The sequence below is a fragment of the Pseudomonas sp. MF6394 genome (assembly GCF_002018845.1).
GTDB classification, from domain to species: Bacteria; Pseudomonadota; Gammaproteobacteria; order Pseudomonadales; family Pseudomonadaceae; genus Aquipseudomonas; species Aquipseudomonas lactis.
Genome location: NZ_MVOJ01000026.1, coordinates 84,830 through 101,095, shown reverse-complemented (window position 1 = coordinate 101,095; position 16,266 = coordinate 84,830). Strand labels below are relative to the sequence as shown.

Annotated in this window: 13 protein-coding genes; 5 read left to right on the top strand and 8 right to left on the bottom strand. The window is 60.4% G+C overall.

What is annotated here, in order from left to right; all coding sequences use genetic code 11:
• A partial coding sequence (locus tag MF6394_RS23390; RefSeq protein WP_161952179.1) for an RHS repeat-associated core domain-containing protein occupies positions 1-2,324 on the top strand: 2,324 nt, incomplete at its 5' end.
• A gap of 25 nt (positions 2,325-2,349) precedes the next feature.
• Positions 2,350-2,748, top strand: a complete 399-nt coding sequence (locus MF6394_RS23385; protein ID WP_371264142.1) for a hypothetical protein — start codon at positions 2,350-2,352, stop codon at positions 2,746-2,748.
• Positions 2,749-3,002: 254 nt separating this feature from the next.
• Here the strand turns inward: MF6394_RS23385 and MF6394_RS23380 are convergent, their stop codons facing one another.
• The 5 genes from MF6394_RS23380 to MF6394_RS23360 all read right to left on the bottom strand — a co-directional run bounded on the left by MF6394_RS23380 (position 3,003) and on the right by MF6394_RS23360 (position 7,200).
• Positions 3,003-4,232, bottom strand: coding sequence for a M20/M25/M40 family metallo-hydrolase (locus MF6394_RS23380; protein WP_078467673.1), 1,230 nt, complete (start codon positions 4,230-4,232; stop codon positions 3,003-3,005).
• Between the two features lie 48 nt (positions 4,233-4,280).
• On the bottom strand, positions 4,281-5,339 hold the full coding sequence (locus MF6394_RS23375) for a diguanylate cyclase (protein ID WP_078467672.1): 1,059 nt from the start codon (positions 5,337-5,339) through the stop codon (positions 4,281-4,283).
• Between the two features lie 79 nt (positions 5,340-5,418).
• The gene (locus MF6394_RS23370) at positions 5,419-6,051 is read right to left on the bottom strand and encodes a LysE family translocator (protein WP_032892247.1); all 633 of its coding nucleotides are present in this window, start codon (positions 6,049-6,051) and stop codon (positions 5,419-5,421) included.
• A 69-nt stretch (positions 6,052-6,120) separates the two neighbouring features.
• The gene (locus MF6394_RS23365) at positions 6,121-6,990 is read right to left on the bottom strand and encodes a sugar phosphate isomerase/epimerase family protein (RefSeq protein ID WP_078467671.1); all 870 of its coding nucleotides are present in this window, start codon (positions 6,988-6,990) and stop codon (positions 6,121-6,123) included.
• Between the two features lie 27 nt (positions 6,991-7,017).
• Positions 7,018-7,200 (bottom strand): rubredoxin, encoded by a 183-nt coding sequence (locus MF6394_RS23360; RefSeq protein WP_032892249.1) that lies wholly within the window; start codon positions 7,198-7,200, stop codon positions 7,018-7,020.
• A 158-nt stretch (positions 7,201-7,358) separates the two neighbouring features.
• Here MF6394_RS23360 and MF6394_RS23355 point away from each other — a divergent pair, with 158 nt between their 5' ends.
• Positions 7,359-8,801 (top strand): aminotransferase-like domain-containing protein, encoded by a 1,443-nt coding sequence (locus MF6394_RS23355; RefSeq protein ID WP_078467670.1) that lies wholly within the window; start codon positions 7,359-7,361, stop codon positions 8,799-8,801.
• A gap of 525 nt (positions 8,802-9,326) precedes the next feature.
• On the opposite strand, the gene MF6394_RS23345 is transcribed toward MF6394_RS23355, so the two are convergent.
• A complete protein-coding gene (locus tag MF6394_RS23345) occupies positions 9,327-9,797 on the bottom strand; it encodes an Lrp/AsnC family transcriptional regulator (RefSeq protein ID WP_014718112.1) in 471 nt (156 codons plus the stop codon).
• Between the two features lie 123 nt (positions 9,798-9,920).
• On the opposite strand from MF6394_RS23345, the gene MF6394_RS23340 reads away from it, so the two are divergent.
• A complete protein-coding gene (locus MF6394_RS23340) occupies positions 9,921-11,165 on the top strand; it encodes a methionine gamma-lyase (RefSeq protein WP_078467669.1) in 1,245 nt (414 codons plus the stop codon).
• Positions 11,166-11,394: 229 nt separating this feature from the next.
• A complete protein-coding gene (locus MF6394_RS23335) occupies positions 11,395-12,066 on the top strand; it encodes a helix-turn-helix transcriptional regulator (RefSeq protein ID WP_177345153.1) in 672 nt (223 codons plus the stop codon).
• 563 nt (positions 12,067-12,629) lie between these two features.
• Here MF6394_RS23335 and MF6394_RS23325 read toward each other — a convergent pair.
• Together MF6394_RS23325 and macA are read right to left on the bottom strand one after the other, a co-directional pair.
• Complete coding sequence (locus MF6394_RS23325) at positions 12,630-14,588, bottom strand: MacB family efflux pump subunit (protein ID WP_078467667.1); 1,959 nt, start codon at positions 14,586-14,588, stop codon at positions 12,630-12,632.
• Between the two features lie 3 nt (positions 14,589-14,591).
• Positions 14,592-15,743, bottom strand: a complete 1,152-nt coding sequence (gene macA / locus MF6394_RS23320; protein WP_034135256.1) for a macrolide transporter subunit MacA — start codon at positions 15,741-15,743, stop codon at positions 14,592-14,594.
• Positions 15,744-16,266 lie beyond the last annotated feature (523 nt).

Below are 16,266 nucleotides of genomic sequence, written 5' to 3'. Positions count from 1 at the left end.
CCCATGGTGGGATCAAGCGTTATCGCTATGACGACTTGGGGCGACAGGTTGCCCGTGAGGATGAGCATGGCGCACTAATCCAGTATCAGTGGGACGCCGCAGGACGCTTGCTGAAACTGATCCAGCCTGGTGGTGGATGTAGGGAATTCAGCTACAACCCCTACGGCAAAATCATCGCCGAACGCGATGAACTCGGCCACGTCACCCGCTACGAATACGCAGACGGCCTGCACCTGATCAGCCGCCGCCTCAACGCCGATGGCACCCAGGTCAAGTACCGCTACGACAACGCTCGGCTGCTGCTCACCGAGATCGAAAACGAAGCCGGCGAAACCTACCAACTCGACTACCACCCCAACGGCCTGATCCGCCAGGAAACCGGCTTCGACGGCCAGCGCACCGCGTATGCCTACGACCTCAACGGCAACCTGCTGGAAAAAACCGAATACGGCGACGATGACAGTCAGCTAATCACCCGTTACGAGCGCGACCACGCCGGACGCCTCGTAAGAAAAACCCTGCCCGATAACAGCATTATCGATTATGCCTACGACCGCCAAGGCAACCTCCTCAGCGTCGAAGACGGTCACTGGGCACTGGCCTACGAATACGACCGCCAAAACCGCCTCACCGCCGAACACCAAGGCTGGGGCACCCTGCGCTACGGCTACGACGCCTGCGGGCAACTGAAAAACCTGTGCCTGCCGGACAACAATCGCATCACCTTCAACCACGACAAAGGCGGCCACCTCGCCACGGTCGAACTCAACGGTGAAGTGCTTACCTCGCATCTGTTCAAGAGCAGCCGCGAACACCAGCGCCAGCAAGGCCAACTGCTCAGCCACTACCACTACGACGACCAAAACCGCCTGCACGCCCACGCGGTAACCCAACAACAGAACCACCTCTACCAACGCCAATACGACTACGACAAAGCCGGCAACCTCACCCGCCTACTCGACACCCGCAAAGGCGAACACCGCTACCACTACGACCCCCTCGCCCGCCTGACCCGCGCCGACCACTCGCAGGACGTACAGGAACGCTTCGGCCACAACCCGGCGGGCAACCTACTCATGCAAGACCGCCCGGGCCCGGACATCGTTGCGGCCAACCGCCTGATGATCCAGGGCGACCGCCATTACGACTACGACGCCTTCGGCAACTTGATTCGTGAGCGGCGCGGCAAAGGCCAGCAACTCGTCACCGAATACCACTACGACTGCCAGCATCGGCTGATCGGCATCACAAAGCCGAACGGCGAAACCGCCAGTTATCGCTATGACCCATTTGGGCGGCGCATCAGCAAGACCGTGGAGGGCAAGAACACCGAGTTTTTCTGGCAAGGCGACAAGCTGATTGCCGAACACCACGCAGAACGCCATCGAAGCCACCTCTACGAACCCGACAGCTTCCGCCCACTGGCGCTACTGGAAGGCTTCGGCCCCCAAGCCACAACGCCCTACCACTACCAACTCGACCACCTCGGCACCCCGCAGGAACTGACCGACACCGAAGGCGAAATCGTCTGGTCCGCCCACTACCGCGCCTACGGCCAGATCGCCCGGCTCGACGTGGGCAAAGTCGACAATCCACTGCGGTTTCAAGGGCAGTATTTCGATGCGGAAAGCGGACTGCACTACAACCGCCATCGCTACTACAATCCGGATACTGGTCGCTATCTGACGCCGGATCCGGTGAAGTTGGCGGGTGGGATCAATGGGTACCAGTACGTGCCAAACCCTACAGGGTGGGTGGATCCATTAGGCTTAAGTACCTGCCCAGGTGACCAATGCAAGCCTAACGCTCCTCCTATTCTTCCGAAGCCTAGTGTAAATGAAGGCGCGCCCGCTTTACCTCAACTGGGGCGTACTCAGCGACAGGCGAGAATAGATGAACTGGTAGAGGCAAATGCAAAACGAAAAGTGCTGGGTTGGGAGCAGGAATATGATATGCATTCGGTTGAAAAGCATAGCCCAGAGATACCAGATAACGCTTTAAGGCAACGATCTATTGATGGAACAAATCCGACCACTGGGGAGAGAGAAGCTATCAATTCCAGCTCTCAATTTAAAACCTGGGTGATGCAGCTTAATGCTATAAATAAAGCCATGGGCAGGATGCAGGGCGATTCACCACTTCCTACAGGTTTTGATAGAAGGGGTAACCCTGTGATTATAGTCGAGCTACCCGGAGCCGGACGAGGCTACAAGCCTAACCACCGAAACTTAAACGACCCTAAGTACATTGAAAATATGGACAGAGCAGAGATCAGATTTGATAGAAACAATCCGACTCGGCCATTTACCGCATTCCCAAAGTGAGCAGACAATGCTGAAGTGCCCATTCATGAACACCCCTTACACCCCTAATATCTCTCATATATTGGGAGCCTTATCGATATACGACCTTGAGGATACAGTTGGAAAAGAACTATGGAAGTACGACCCTAACAATGAGAAAGACAGAGAAAAAATCATAATTTCTTTTGTTCTGAAGGACCTTATGTATTTGTCATACAGACATCGCTTCGTATTAATGGCTGCACTTAGAGATGTGCTAGACAAACCCGACTTCGACTTTTCGAAAGAATTTGAAAGCGATTATGATGAGTACATAACAATGGCTTGGGACGAAACAGAAATAGACGACCCCCGAGGTTTCTTTGCGGACATTTATCGACTGGCCAACGAGGTCTGGAAAGACGACCTTCAAAAAGCCAGTCTCGAAGACCCTTCCACATGGTGACTTCCGCATTGAACGCAGTACTCGATGTCGGAGGGGCTGCCCCAATGCGAGTTACTCAAGCAAACACAACGCTCAAATCAACAAAGATCAAATGTGGGAGCTGGCTTGCCTGCGAAAGCGGTAGTGCAGTAACACATGCAGCGACTGACACACCGCCTTCGCGGGCAAGCCCGCTCCCACAGGGGATCTGCGTTTGCCGGACGGGCATTCCTCCCCCGTTCAAATCTGCTTCGTTCGCTCATCCAGTGTTCTGATCAGCGCTTGGAAAGCTCCATGATCATCCGACTCAACAAATAAACCCGCGGCACCACACTCTCCACCTCGGCATATTCCTCCGCCGTGTGAATATTGCCCCCCACTATCCCAAACCCATCCAGCGTCGGCGTGCCTACACCGGCGGACAAGCTGGCATCCGCCGCGCCGCCGCTGCCTTCGATGGTCAACTTGCGTCCCAGTTCGCCATAAATCCCTTGGGCAATCGCTACCAACTTATCCGACTCGGCCGTCTGCGGCATCGGTGGCAGGCCACGCTGCAGGCTGGTTTTTACTTCGGTTTCCGGGATCAATTTGTTGGCTGAAACCCGGGCCAGGTCTTTCTCGATTCGGTCGAATTCTTCCGGCAAGGCCGCACGCACGTCGGCCTTGGCGGTCGCCTGGTCAGGGATGACGTTGGTGCGGTCGCCAGCCTTGAGCACGGTGAAGTTGATGGTGGTTTTCTTGTCTTCATCGCCAAGTTTGCCCAGTTGCAAGATCTGGTGCGCGGCTTCCATGGCGGCGTTGCGTCCCAGTTCCGGGGCGACGCCGGCGTGGGCGGCTTTGCCTTTGACTTCGACCACGGCGGTGGCGCTGCCTTTGCGCCACACCACCAGGCCGTCGGCGGGACGGCCGGGCTCCAGGTTCAGGGTCACGTCGTGGCCCTTGGCAGTGTTGCGGATCAGTTCGGAGGCGGCGTCGGACCCGGTTTCTTCGCTGGCGTCGAGCAGGAAGGTGATCTGCGCGTAGTCCTTGAAGCCCTGGCTTTTGAGGACTTTGAGCGCGTAGATGCCGGCGACGATGCCGCCCTTGTCATCCATCACGCCGGGGCCGTAGGCGCGGCCGTCCTTGATGTGGAAGGGGCGCTCGGCAGCCGAGCCTTCCTTGAATACGGTGTCCATATGGGCCATCAGCAGAATCTTGGCCTTGCCGGTGCCTTTGAGGGTGGCAACCACATGGCTGTTGTTGGCGGCTTTATCCGGCACCCGTTCGATGGTGAAACCCAACTGTTTCAACTCATCCACGGCGATATCGCGCACTTGGGTCAGGCCGGGCTCGTAGCCTGAGCCCGAGTCGATATTCACCAGGCGCTCCAGCAGCTTCAAGGCTTCGGCCTTGTATTGTTCGGCCTGTTGCTGGATCTGTTTATGGGGCTCGGCGCTGTAGGCCGGCAGGCTGAAAGACAAGGCCAGGGTGGCGGCCAACAGGGTTTGCGGGAAGGAGAAGAGCATGGACCGATCCTTGTTTTTTGTTGGAGGGTGCCCGGCCACCCTACCCCACTAAACCGACCGCAACCAACTGCCCTGTACTGAACTGACCCGGTTGCGCCCGCTGCTCTTGGCCTCGTACAGCGCCTGGTCGGCATCGTTGAGCCAACTGATGGAGTCGGCATGGCTCGGCTGGTAAGGCGCCAGGCCGATGCTCAGGCTCACTCGCAGTGTCGGGTCCTGGGCGTAGGCCAAGGCGTTGAAGCGACCGCGCAGGGCCTCCATCACCTCGGTGGCACGGTTGAGGGGCATGTCTGGCAGGATCACGCAGAACTCATCGCCGCCATAACGCCCGGCCAGGTCGGTGGTGCGCAGGTTCTGGCGCAGCACCTTGCTTAGTTGGCGCAGGACGATATCGCCGGTCACATGGCCGTAGGTGTCGTTGATGGTCTTGAAGTGGTCGATGTCGATCAACGCGATGGCGGCACCTGCCGGGCCTTGGCGGCAACGTTGAAACTCGAGGTCCAGGTGGTCCTTCCAGGCGCCGTGGTTGAGCAGGCCCGACAGGCTGTCGGTGCGGCTCAAGGCCAGCAGCTCACGCTTGTGGCGGGCCAAGGTGACGGCCTGGCGGTAGCAGATCCAGCCCAGGGCCAGGGGATACAGCATCAGGATCGGCAGGCAGGCATACAGCTGGGCCTGGGTGGTCACGGCGATAAACCCAGGCGTGAACAGCAGCAGCGCGGTGCCCAGCCCCAATGCCTGCGCCGCCCAACCCGCGAATAGGAAGCGCGGCCCGCCGATGGCGACGTTGTTCATGCTCATCATCGACAGGGTGGTGACGCTGGGCAGCGGGTTGAAGTGCATTGCGCCAACCCAGAACCCACCGCAAAAGGAATCGAACAGCAGGCTGCGGCGTTCGCTGCGCAAGGTATTGGCCGAGTGCAACGAGCATTGAAAAGCCAGGTGCGGCCACGCAAAGGCGTTGATCAGCATCCAGGCCCACACCCACAGGGGCGGGTTCAACGGATACATGCCGAACGCCACGCACACAAAGCCGAGCGTCAGCCCCAACAGGCGGGATTTGTACAAGCGCAAAGCGAGCGGAAGTCCTTTTCCTCCGACGGCTGGCATGGTGGGGGCGATCCTGGGTGATTGCCTGGAGTCTAACAGGGCAACGTCAAATCGCCACTACCGCTTATTGGCTAATACTTCAGTGCGAAAACCCACGCGCCAGCATCAAGGCCACGCCCAGCAGCAACACGGCTGTGATCCGCTGCAACAGCACGCGCCGCTTGGGGTTTTCCAGCACATGCTTGATGCGCTGGCCGAAATAGCAATACAGGCAGCCGCTGGCAAATTGCAGCAGCAGGAAAGTCAGGCCGAGGATGGCGATATCCGCCGCCGAGCTGTGTTCACCGGCACCGGCAAACTGCGGGAACACGGCGCTGAACATGATGATGGTCTTGGGGTTGGAAAACCCGGTCAACAGCCCTTTGCCGAACAGGCTTCGCGCGCCCTCAACCGTGCCGGCGTTGTTGATCGATACGCCACTGCTGGTCCACTGCTTGTAGGCCAGGTAAAGAATGTAGGCCACCCCGACAAACTGGATGGTCTGGGTAATGGCGAGGTTGCCCTTGATCAACTCCGAAAAGCCCACGGCAAAGATCAGGATCGAAATCAGGTACGACACACTGGCGCCGACCTGCGCCGGGATCGAACTGCGCAGGCCGTCCTTCAAGCCCAGGCTGAGCAACAGCAGGGTCATGGGGCCCGGGCTGAAGGTCATGGTGGCGCAAAACAACAGGAAGTAGAGAAATGAAGACAGGGTTAACGCACTTGTCATGGCCAGCACCTTGAATAAAGAGAAACAGCAGCAACGGGGCGAACGCAGCCAGCGCCCGCCCCAGGCCGATCAGGCGACGGCGATTTCGGTGGTCAGGGAGTCGCGGTACATCACCGCCAGGTCAGCCAGGGCGGCCTTGGCGGTCTGGTTGCGGGTTTCAAACGCGACCAGGCCCTTCCAGTTGGTCTCGACAATGGCCTGCAGCACATCGGCGTAATCGCAGTTGCCGTCATGGATGCCGAAGTGCTGGTCTTGCACGCCGTTGTTGTTGCTGAAGGAAATGCCCTTGATCAGATGGTGGTACTTACGCACCACCTCTGCCGGCAGGCCGTTCTCGATGTTGGCGTGGCCGGCATCGAGGAAGAAGTACACATTGCTGTGGGCTTGCAGGCGCTCGAACACAAAGGCGTATTCCGCGTCATGGGTGAAGATGTAATGGAATGGCCGATAGTTGACGTAGTTGGACAGGTTTTCCAGGTAGATATCCGTGCCCTTGGCCTCGGCGTACAACGCCAGTTCCTGCACCGACTTGAGGTAATGCTCCAGGGCAACCTTCTTGGCCATCAACACCATTTTCGGCTCGACGATGCAACCACCGTGAATGATCAACGGCGCGCCCAGGCGGCTGGCGATGTCGATTTCCTTCTTCACGTACTCCACGGCCGCGCTACGGAAGGCTTCGACATCACTGCCCAACGGCGCCTTGAAGTTGCCGTGGAAAACCGGCTTGACCCCCGTGGCCGCGATTTGCGCTTGCAGGCTTTCGATACGCGCCTCGGTCCAGTCATCGACCATTTCGCCGAACAGGCTGCCGTCGATGTACCAGTGGGTGCAGTCACCTTCGATGGCGGTTTGCAGGCCCTTTTCGGCGCCCAGGTATTTCTGGTGGGCCACACCGGTGCAGAACGGGACGGTGGCGTTGATCAGTTTGCTGTCCATGGGACGATTCCTTTCGTTGATGGCGGGTCAGGCTTCTTGAAGTTCGGGTAGGTTGATGGCCATGAAATCGGCCTTGGTCACGCCGCAATCCGGGCATGCCCAGTCTTCAGGCACCTCTTCCCAAGGGGTGCCGGCGGGAATTCCGTCCTCCGGAATGCCCAGTTCTTCTACGTACATAAAACCGCAGGGTGCGCACATATAAGTCTTCATGGAAATGCAAAATCCATTGCTCAGGTGTAGGAAATTTCGCCATCTCCTGGCGAGATGCCGCGCAGTCTAGGGGAGTGGCATTGCGCAAGGCAGGTAAAGTGATGCCTAATCCGGCCTAACTTCACCGGTAAAAGCACCGGCAAACACAAGGACGCGTCATGTTTGTATCCGCCATCGCTTTTGTAGAGGGCACGCCCAAGGTCCAGCAGATCGTCGAGGCGTTCAGCCACGCCATCGAAAAGGGCGAATGGGCCCCGGGCAGCAAACTGCCATCCGTGCGTGAACTGACCCAGATCCTCGGCGTCAGCAAGTTCACCCTCAACGAGGCACTGGACCGTCTGCGCGGTCGCCACCTGCTCACCTCGAGCCAGGGCCGCGGCTACTTCGTGGCGATGGACAGCACCCGCCCAGCCTCGGCGACCTGGGTGGACCTGTTGCCCCAAGACCTGCTCAGCGTTTTGCGCCGGCCCTTGGCCACTGCCAGTGGCGAACTGCGCCCTGGCGGCGGGCACTTGCCGGAGGATTGGCTCAATGGCGAAGCGATCCGCCAGGCGATGCGCAGCGTAGTGCGTGCGCCGTCACTGCGCATCGCCGGGCTGGGCACACCGGCGGGGCTATTGCCGTTGCGCCAGGCGCTGCAACAGAAACTGCACGGCGAAGGCTTGTCGGTGCCGGTGGAACAAATCATCACCACACCCAATACCGTGCAGGGCCTGGACATGCTCATGCGCCTGCTCGCCCGCCCCGGCGACACGGTGCTGCTCGATGCACCGTGCTATTTCAACTTCCACGCCAACTTGGCGCTGCACGGCGTCAAAGTCATCACCATTGCCCGACGCCCCGACGGCTTTGACTTCACCGCCCTCGAACAACTGCTGGCCGAACACCGCCCCAGCCTGTACCTGACCACCAGCGTGTTGCACAACCCCACCGGCCACTCCTTCAGCCCCAGCCAGGCGTTCCGCCTGTTGCAACTGACCCAGCAGTATCACTGCCACATCGTCGAGGACGACCTCTACGGCGACCTGCACCCCAACCCACCCCCACGCCTGGCCGCCGTCGCCGGGCTGGACCAGGTCACCTACCTGTCGGGTTTCTCAAAGATCCTGAGTGCCAACACCCGCGTCAGCTACGTCGTCGCCGCGCCGCAACTGGCCGCCAACCTGACCAACATGAAATTGATGAGCGGCGGCGTCACCTCCGAACTGTTCGAACAGATCGTCTACCGCATGCTCAGCGAAGGCAGCTACGCCAAGCACCGCAAACGCATGGTGCAGCGCCTGATGGAAGCCGGGGGGCGCGTCGAACAATGGCTCAAACGCTGCGGGTGCGAACGGCCCATGGCGTATGAAGGCGGGATGTTCATCTGGGCGCGCCTGCCACCCGGCGTAAACGGCGAACTCCTGGCCCAGGAAGCCCTGAAACGCAGCATGGTACTGGCCCCCGGCGCCCTGTTTGGCTACGACCCGGCCCACCGCGACTCAATGCGCTTCAACGTGGCACACAGCGACGAACCACGCGTGCAGCGAGTGTTCGAGGCGCTGCTGCTGCACGGTGTCGCCCAAAAAAGCAAAAGCCCCCCAACCCCAACCCCAACCTAACCTAACCACGATGCGAAGCGAGCAGCTCTTGATCTACCGGTAACCACGATGCGAAGCGAGCCGCTCTTGATCTGCTCTTGATCTGCTTGTGATCTTGATCTCAAGCGCCCCGTTAAACCACGCTGGCCGAACGCAGGCTTGAATTCGTGGGTAACCCGGCAGGACGCCGGGTTAGCCGCCCCGCGCCATGGATGGCGCGTGGCGGCGGCCCACGGATTCAAGCCTGTGTTCGGGCACACCGAGCCTAGGCGAGGTGCCGAGTGGTGGGGCAAGAGCGTTTTGCTTACTTTTGCGCTGTTCAAAAGTGAGCCGCCGTCAGGGCGGAACCCCAAGTAGCCGTTACCGCAGCAATGGATATATACCCAATCCAACTGTGTCGCCTGCCAGGCCGCCTTCGCGAGCAAGCCCGCTCCCACAGTTGGATTGTGGGGTGTCAGGTAGAGTTTCAGGTCGCCATCGCAGGCAAGCCAGCTCCCACAGCTGGATCGCGAGGGTGTCAGTAGGTAAGGCGCCGTAAGCCCCCCATCAACCCGGCAATGGAATCACCCGCAACGGCCGCACCGACTTGTACGAAAAACTCGAATAAATCTCCTTGACGCAAGGCAACGTCTGCAAAACCTCCCGCGCAAACTCACCAAACGACTCCAGGTCCTTGGCCACCACCTCCAGCAAAAAGTCATAGCGCCCCGAAACGTTATGGCAGGCCACAATCTCCGGAATCGCCAACAGCCGCTGCTCGAACGCCCGGGCGATTTCCTGGGTGTGGCTCTCCATCATGATGCTGACAAACGCAGTCACCCCATACCCCAGCGCCTTGGGAGAAAGGATCGCCTGATAGCCACTGATCACCCCGCTCTCCTCCAGCGTGCGCACCCGGCGCCAACAGGGTGACGTGGTGAGGGCCACCCGCTCGGCCAACTCGGCCACGGTCAGGCGGGCATTGCCCTGCAAGGCGTTTAAAAGGGCTTTATCCGTGCGGTCCAGCTTGATGGGCATAACGTGCCTCTAATCATTATTTTTATCGGTGTTTGATCCACAAACGCAGGTTTTTCCGGGCTTTTTAGCAAGGTTCGTCTGTGGTTATGAGCATAGCATTGTAGGAAATAAGGAGCGCCCGACATGCACACTAAACACACCAGCTTCGGCTTTTCTACCCGTGCCATCCACCACGGCTATGACCCTGTTGACCACCACGGCGCCCTCGTCCCGCCCATCTACCTGTCGGCCACCTTCGCCTTCCCCACTGTCGAATACGGCGCCGCCTGCTTTGCCGGCGAAGCCAGCGGCCACTTCTATACGCGCATTTCCAACCCCACCCTGGCCTTGCTGGAGTCACGCATGGCCAGCCTGGAAAACGGCGAGGCCGCCGTAGCGTTCAGCTCCGGCATGGGCGCGATTGCCGCGACGTTCTGGACCCTGTTGCGCCCGGGCGACGAGATCATCGTCAGCCAGACCCTCTATGGCTGTACCTTCGCCCTGTTGCACCACGGCCTCGGCGAATTCGGCATCAAGGTGCGGCATGTCGACCTGACCGACCTCACCGCCCTGCAAGCAGCCTTGTCCCCGGCCACCCGCATGCTCTACTGCGAGACTCCGGCCAACCCTAACCTGCGCCTGATCGACATCGCCGCCGTGGCCGAGCTGGCCCATCAACAGCCGAACGTCACCGTGGTGGTCGATAACACTTACTGCACCCCCTACCTGCAGCGTCCCCTGGAACTGGGCGCCGATGTGGTGGTGCACTCGGCCACCAAATACCTCAGCGGCCACGGCGACATCACCGCAGGCATCGCGGTGAGCAACCAGGCCCTGGCCCAGCGCATTCGCCTGCAAGGCCTCAAGGACCTGACCGGCGCGGTGATGTCGCCCCAGGACGCCGCGTTGTTGATGCGCGGTCTCAAGACCCTGGGCCTGCGCATGGACCGCCATTGCAGCAACGCCCAAGCGGTGGCCGAGGCGTTGCAGGCACACCCGGCCGTGCAGTGGGTGACCTACCCCGGGCTGCGTTCTTTCCCACAGTACGAACTGGCAAACCGGCAAATGAAACTGCCCGGCGGCATGATCGCCTTTGAGCTCAAGGGTGGCATCGAGACCGGCCAGCGCTTCATGAACGCGCTGCAACTGTTCACCCGTGCGGTCAGCCTGGGAGATGCCGAATCGCTGGCCCAACACCCGGCAAGCATGACCCACTCCACCTACACCCCCGAGCAACGGGCGCAGCACGGTATCAGCGAGGGGCTGGTGCGGTTGTCGGTGGGGCTGGAAGACGTCGCCGACCTGCTGGCCGATATCCACCAGGCCCTGGCCAAGTGCAGCGGTGCCAACCTGCGGCCCACCACGACAGCGGCGTACGCGATGAAATAGCGCCCAAACCCACGCGTTTTGCGGTGCCTGGGCGGCGGTCGGAAGGATCCGACTGCCGCTGTACCTGCTTAATGTTTTTTTTCGCAGATTGGATCCCCCTCCTTCAGCCAGCCTGTACTAGCATGTCAGCGGCGGGACGCACTATCACTGCAGGTTATTCACATTAGTTACCTTCTTAATCCCCGTCGCTATAAGGCCCAATACCTGCACGAAACTCATGGACGAATTGATGAACTCACACCTGTTCCCACAGATAGGCAAGGTCATCGCCAGCACCGGCAGCCGCCATTTCCCACGCATGCTGCATGACCTGATCCTTACCCAACTGGCAGTGGACGCCACCCATATCACCCAATTGCACGTCAGCCGTGAAGGCCTTGGCCGTCGCAAGATCAGCCCGGTGTACACCGATTCGGTGGCGGCCCTGGACAGCGAGCAACTCGCCGCACAACTGCACCTCACGCGCCGCAAGGACGATGTGCGCTATGTACTGTCGGTGTACCGCTCCCACCCGTCCGAGAGTTTTTCTGCGCAAGAACGCAGCATGCTCCAGGACTTCTCCACGCTGTTGCTGCCCATGGTGGAAAAACACATCACCGCGCTGCAGCCATCGCTCCCTGACAGCCCGTCGGCAGAGCCGCAACACCAGGGCATCGATACCTTGCGCCGACGTATCCAGGAGCGCCTGGTGCAATCGGGGCTGACCTTGTCCAACCGTGAACTGGAAGTGTGCGTAGGCCTGCTGGCCGGGCGCACCGCGCCGGAGCTGGCCGAACAACTGGCGTTGAAGGTCAACACCATCGAGAGCTACCTCAAGCGTGCGGCGATCAAGTTGGGGATCAGCGGGCGGCATTCGTTGTTGCGCTGGATGTACTCGACCGAGTCTGACACGGCCCCATAGGCCAAGCAAAAATCCCCGTGGGAGCTGGCTTGCCTGCGATAGCGGTGGGTCAGCAACCCTGGGGAGACTGTCACACCGCTATCGCAGCATAGGTATCTACACAACTGTGCAGTTCCCCGCAGCCACCGGTAACCACGATGCGAAGCGAGTAGCTCTTGATCTGCTTTTGATCTTAAGCGCCCCGTTAAACCACGCTGGCCGGAATTCGACAGGGATTTGGGGGGTAAACCGGCAGGGATGCCGGTTTAGCCGCCCCGCGCCATGGATGGCGCGTGGCGGCGGCCCCCCAAATCACTGGCGGATTACGGGCACACCGAGCCCAAGCGAGGTGCCGAGTGGTGGGGCAAGAGCCTTTTGCTTACTTTTGGGCTCTTTTCAAAAGTGAGCCGCCGTCAGGGCGGAACCCTAAGTAGCCGTTACCGCAGCAATAGATATGCACACAATCCAACTGTGTCGCCTGTCAGGCCGCCATCGCAGGCAAGCCAGCTCCCACATTTGGATCCTGGGGCGCCAGGGAGATAGGCGCCGGCTGTCAGGCCGTCACGGGAGCAAGCTCCCACAGATCAGTCCCTTGCCAATGCCTCTATCGGGTCCAACCGCGCCGCATTCCGCGCCGGTACAAAACCAAACACAATGCCGATCAACGTCGAACAGGCAAACGCGGTAACGATCGAGCCCACCGAAAACACCATTTCCCACTCCTTCACAAACAACGAAAACAGGTAGCCGATGGCGTAGGACAGCGAGATCCCGATGATCCCGCCGATCAGGCACACCATCACCGCCTCCACCAGAAACTGTTGGCGAATATCCGATTGCCGCGCCCCCACCGCCATGCGAATCCCGATCTCACGGGTGCGCTCGGTGACCGACACCAGCATGATGTTCATCACGCCAATACCGCCCACCAACAAAGAAATCACTGCGATCAACGACAGTAACAGCGCCAGGGAGCGGCTGGTTTTCTGTACCGTCTGCATGATGCTGTCGAGGTTGTTGGTGAAGAAATCCTTGGTGCCGTGGCGTTGCAGCATGAGCTTATTGACGTTGTCTTCCACCACCTTGCTCGGCTGGCCGTCCTTGATGCGCACGGTGATGCTGTCCAGATGACGCTGGCCCAGCAGACGCCCCGCCGCGGTTTCATAGGGCACCCACACGTTCAGGGCCTTGCTGGCGGCGAACATGTTCTTGTTGTCCGCCGTCACCCCGATCACCGTGCACGGCAGGTTGCCTATCAGGATCACCTGGCCCAGCGGGTCGATGTTGGGCCCGAACAGGCGCTGGCGGGTATTGTGGTCGATCACCACCACCTGGGCCTGGCGCCGTGCATCGCTTTCGCTGAAGGCAATGCCGGCTTCAAGCTTGAGGCCCTTGACCTTGAAGTAGCGGTCACTGACACCATTGACCTGTGCATCCACGTCGATGTTGCCAAAGCGCAGCATCAGGTTGCGGCCCACCACCGGCGTCGCGCTGTCGACGTAATACAGCTGGTTCAGCGCGTCCACATCCGCGGGCATCAGCGTCTGGATCGCCGAGGCGCGGCTGTCGCCAAAGCTGGTGCCGGAAAAGATATCGATGGTGTTGCTGCCAATCGCCTGGATGTCCTTGAGCACATAGCGCTTGGCGCCTTCGCCGATGGCCGAGATCGACACCACCGAGGTGATGCCGATGACAATCCCGAGCATGGTCAGCAAGGTGCGCATGCGGTGGGAGATCAGCGCCACCCACGCCATGTTGAACGCTTCCTTGAACAGCCCCAGGCTCGCCACCAGGCGCCGCGCCCCGCTGCGCCTGGGCTCGACCGGCGCCTCGGCGGGCAACTCCAGGCCGACGCTGTCGTTGGCCTTGTCGCTGATGATCTCGCCATCACACACCTCGACAATGCGCTGGGCGTTCGCCGCGACCTTGGGGTCGTGGGTGACGATAATCACCGTGTGCCCCGCCGCGTGCAGCTCGGCGAGGATGCGCATCACCTCCTTGCCGCTGTGGGTGTCGAGGGCGCCGGTGGGTTCGTCGGCCAGGATCACTTCGCCGCCGTTCATCAACGCCCGCGCAATACTCACCCGCTGCTGTTGCCCGCCGGATAGCTGGCTGGGCCGGTGGCTGGTGTGGCCTGACAGGCCCAGGCGTGCCAGCAATTCCCCGGCGCGGCTATGGCGCTGGCTTTGCGGGGTGCCGGCGTAGATCGCCGGCATTTCCACGTTATGCAAAGCGCTCAGGTGCGCGAGCAAATGGTAACGCTGGAAGATAAACCCGAAGTAATCACGCCGCAGCTCCGCCAGTTGCTCATCGCCCAGGGAGCGGGTTTCGATGCCATTGATCTTGTAGCTGCCGGCGGTGGCGTAATCCAGGCCACCGAGGATGTTCATCAGGGTCGATTTACCCGAACCGGAGGCGCCGATGATCGCCAGCATTTCCCCGGCATGGATGCTCAGGTCGATGCCCTTGAGCGCGATGAATTCACGCTCGCCGGCCATGAAGCTGCGGGTGATGCCCTTGAGTTCCAACAGAGGCTGGCTCATGACTCAACTCCCCGCCACGGCAGGTGTAGCATCGCCGATCACCACGGTGTCGCCCTCGGCCAGGCCGTCAAGGATCTGCACCTTGACGTTGTTATTGATACCGGTCTTCACCGTGCGGGCGACCGCCTTGCCCTTGGCATCCAGCACCCGCACTTCATAGCGGCCATCGGCATTGCGCACGCCCAGCGCCGCCACGGGCACCATCAGCGCGGCCTCGGCGGTGTCGAGCACGATGCGCACCTGGGCGGTCATGGCGATACGCAGGCGGTGGTCGGGGTTGGGCACGTCGAACAGCGCGTTGTAGAACACTGCGGTGTTTTGCTTTGGTGTACCGGCGGTCTGGGTTTCCAGAAAGTTCTGCGGCGCCGGCTCAGTGCCGCGCAGCTTGGCGTAATAGCGCTTGTCCGCCTCGCCGAGAATGGTGAAGTACACCTGCTGGCCGGGGCTGATATGAATCACATCCGCTTCCGACACTTGGGCCTTGACGGTCATGGTGTCCAGGTCTGCCAGCTTGAGCAGCACGGGCGCCAACTGGCTGGCGATCACGGTCTGGCCTTCCTGGGTGACGATGCCCACCACATCGCCGTCGATGGGCGCGTTGATACGGGTGTAGGCCAGGTTGACCTTGGCGGTGTCGATCTGGATGTGTGCGCTTTTGATCTGCGCGTCCAGGGACAGCAGGTTGGCCTGCTGTACCTGGTAGGTCGATTCGGCGTCTTCAAAATCCTGGCGTGACACCGACTCGTCGGCCTGCAATCCCTTGTAGCGCTCATACACGGACTTGGCCTGCTTGAGTTGCGCGGCGGTCGCGCGGCGTTGGGCCTGGAGGTTTTCTTCATCGACCTGGGCTTTGCGCAGGGTGTTCTGCAGGATCAACGGGTCGATTTCGGCCAGCCATTGGCCCTTCTTTACCTTGTCGCCGACTTTGACTTTCAGCGACTTGAGCTGGCCGGAGACTTGGGCGCCGACGTCGACTTGTTTGACGCCTTCGAGCAGGCCGGTGGCCAATACCGCGTTTTCGATATCGCCGCGTTCGGCGGTGGCGGTGAGGTACTGGGGGGCGTCGGCGGGGGCGTTTACGGTGTAGATGGCCAGGCCGATTGCGACGGCCGCTATAGCCAGAATGCCGATTTTGCGGAATTTAGACGTTTGCATGGTTGGCTTCTTGATTGAGTACAAATGCGTGGCTAGGGCCCTTGGTGTGGGAGCTGGTTTGCCGGCGATGGCGGCCTGACAGCCGACCCCTGTCTACCTGACACCCCGCGATCAACCTGTGGGAGCGGGCTTGCTCGCGAAGGCGGCCTTCTGGTCGACCGTTTCGTTGGGTTGGAATGAGTACATATCCATTGCTGCGGTAACGGCCACTTAGGGTTCCGCTCTGACAGCGGCTCACTTTTGAACAGCGCAAAAGTAAGCAAAACGCTCTTGCCCCACCACTCGGCACCTCGCCTAGGCTCGGTGTGCCCGTAATCCGCCAGTGATTTGGGGGGGCGCCTGAGATCAAGATCACAAGCAGATCAAGATCAAGAGCGGCTCGCTTCGCATCGTGGTTACCGGGGGCATGCCTGCCCCCACATATCTCACCGAGTTCACCTTCAAAAACCGGTCGGCTATAAGGCCGCCGCGCTCTGCTTTTGATCTGCAATCGCCCCGTTAAACCACGCTGGCCGAACGCAGG

Coding starts and splice junctions, on each gene's coding strand:
- macA (WP_034135256.1), bottom strand. CDS start 15,743: ATGCAAACGTCTAAATTCCGCAAAATCGGCATTCTGGCTATAGCGGCC.
- MF6394_RS23375 (WP_078467672.1), bottom strand. CDS start 5,339: ATGCCAGCCGTCGGAGGAAAAGGACTTCCGCTCGCTTTGCGCTTGTAC.
- MF6394_RS23325 (WP_078467667.1), bottom strand. CDS start 14,588: ATGAGCCAGCCTCTGTTGGAACTCAAGGGCATCACCCGCAGCTTCATG.
- MF6394_RS23335 (WP_177345153.1), top strand. CDS start 11,395: ATGAACTCACACCTGTTCCCACAGATAGGCAAGGTCATCGCCAGCACC.
- MF6394_RS23370 (WP_032892247.1), bottom strand. CDS start 6,051: ATGACAAGTGCGTTAACCCTGTCTTCATTTCTCTACTTCCTGTTGTTT.
- MF6394_RS23340 (WP_078467669.1), top strand. CDS start 9,921: ATGCACACTAAACACACCAGCTTCGGCTTTTCTACCCGTGCCATCCAC.
- MF6394_RS23385 (WP_371264142.1), top strand. CDS start 2,350: ATGAACACCCCTTACACCCCTAATATCTCTCATATATTGGGAGCCTTA.
- MF6394_RS23380 (WP_078467673.1), bottom strand. CDS start 4,232: ATGCTCTTCTCCTTCCCGCAAACCCTGTTGGCCGCCACCCTGGCCTTG.
- MF6394_RS23360 (WP_032892249.1), bottom strand. CDS start 7,200: ATGAAGACTTATATGTGCGCACCCTGCGGTTTTATGTACGTAGAAGAA.
- MF6394_RS23365 (WP_078467671.1), bottom strand. CDS start 6,990: ATGGACAGCAAACTGATCAACGCCACCGTCCCGTTCTGCACCGGTGTG.
- MF6394_RS23345 (WP_014718112.1), bottom strand. CDS start 9,797: ATGCCCATCAAGCTGGACCGCACGGATAAAGCCCTTTTAAACGCCTTG.
- MF6394_RS23355 (WP_078467670.1), top strand. CDS start 7,359: ATGTTTGTATCCGCCATCGCTTTTGTAGAGGGCACGCCCAAGGTCCAG.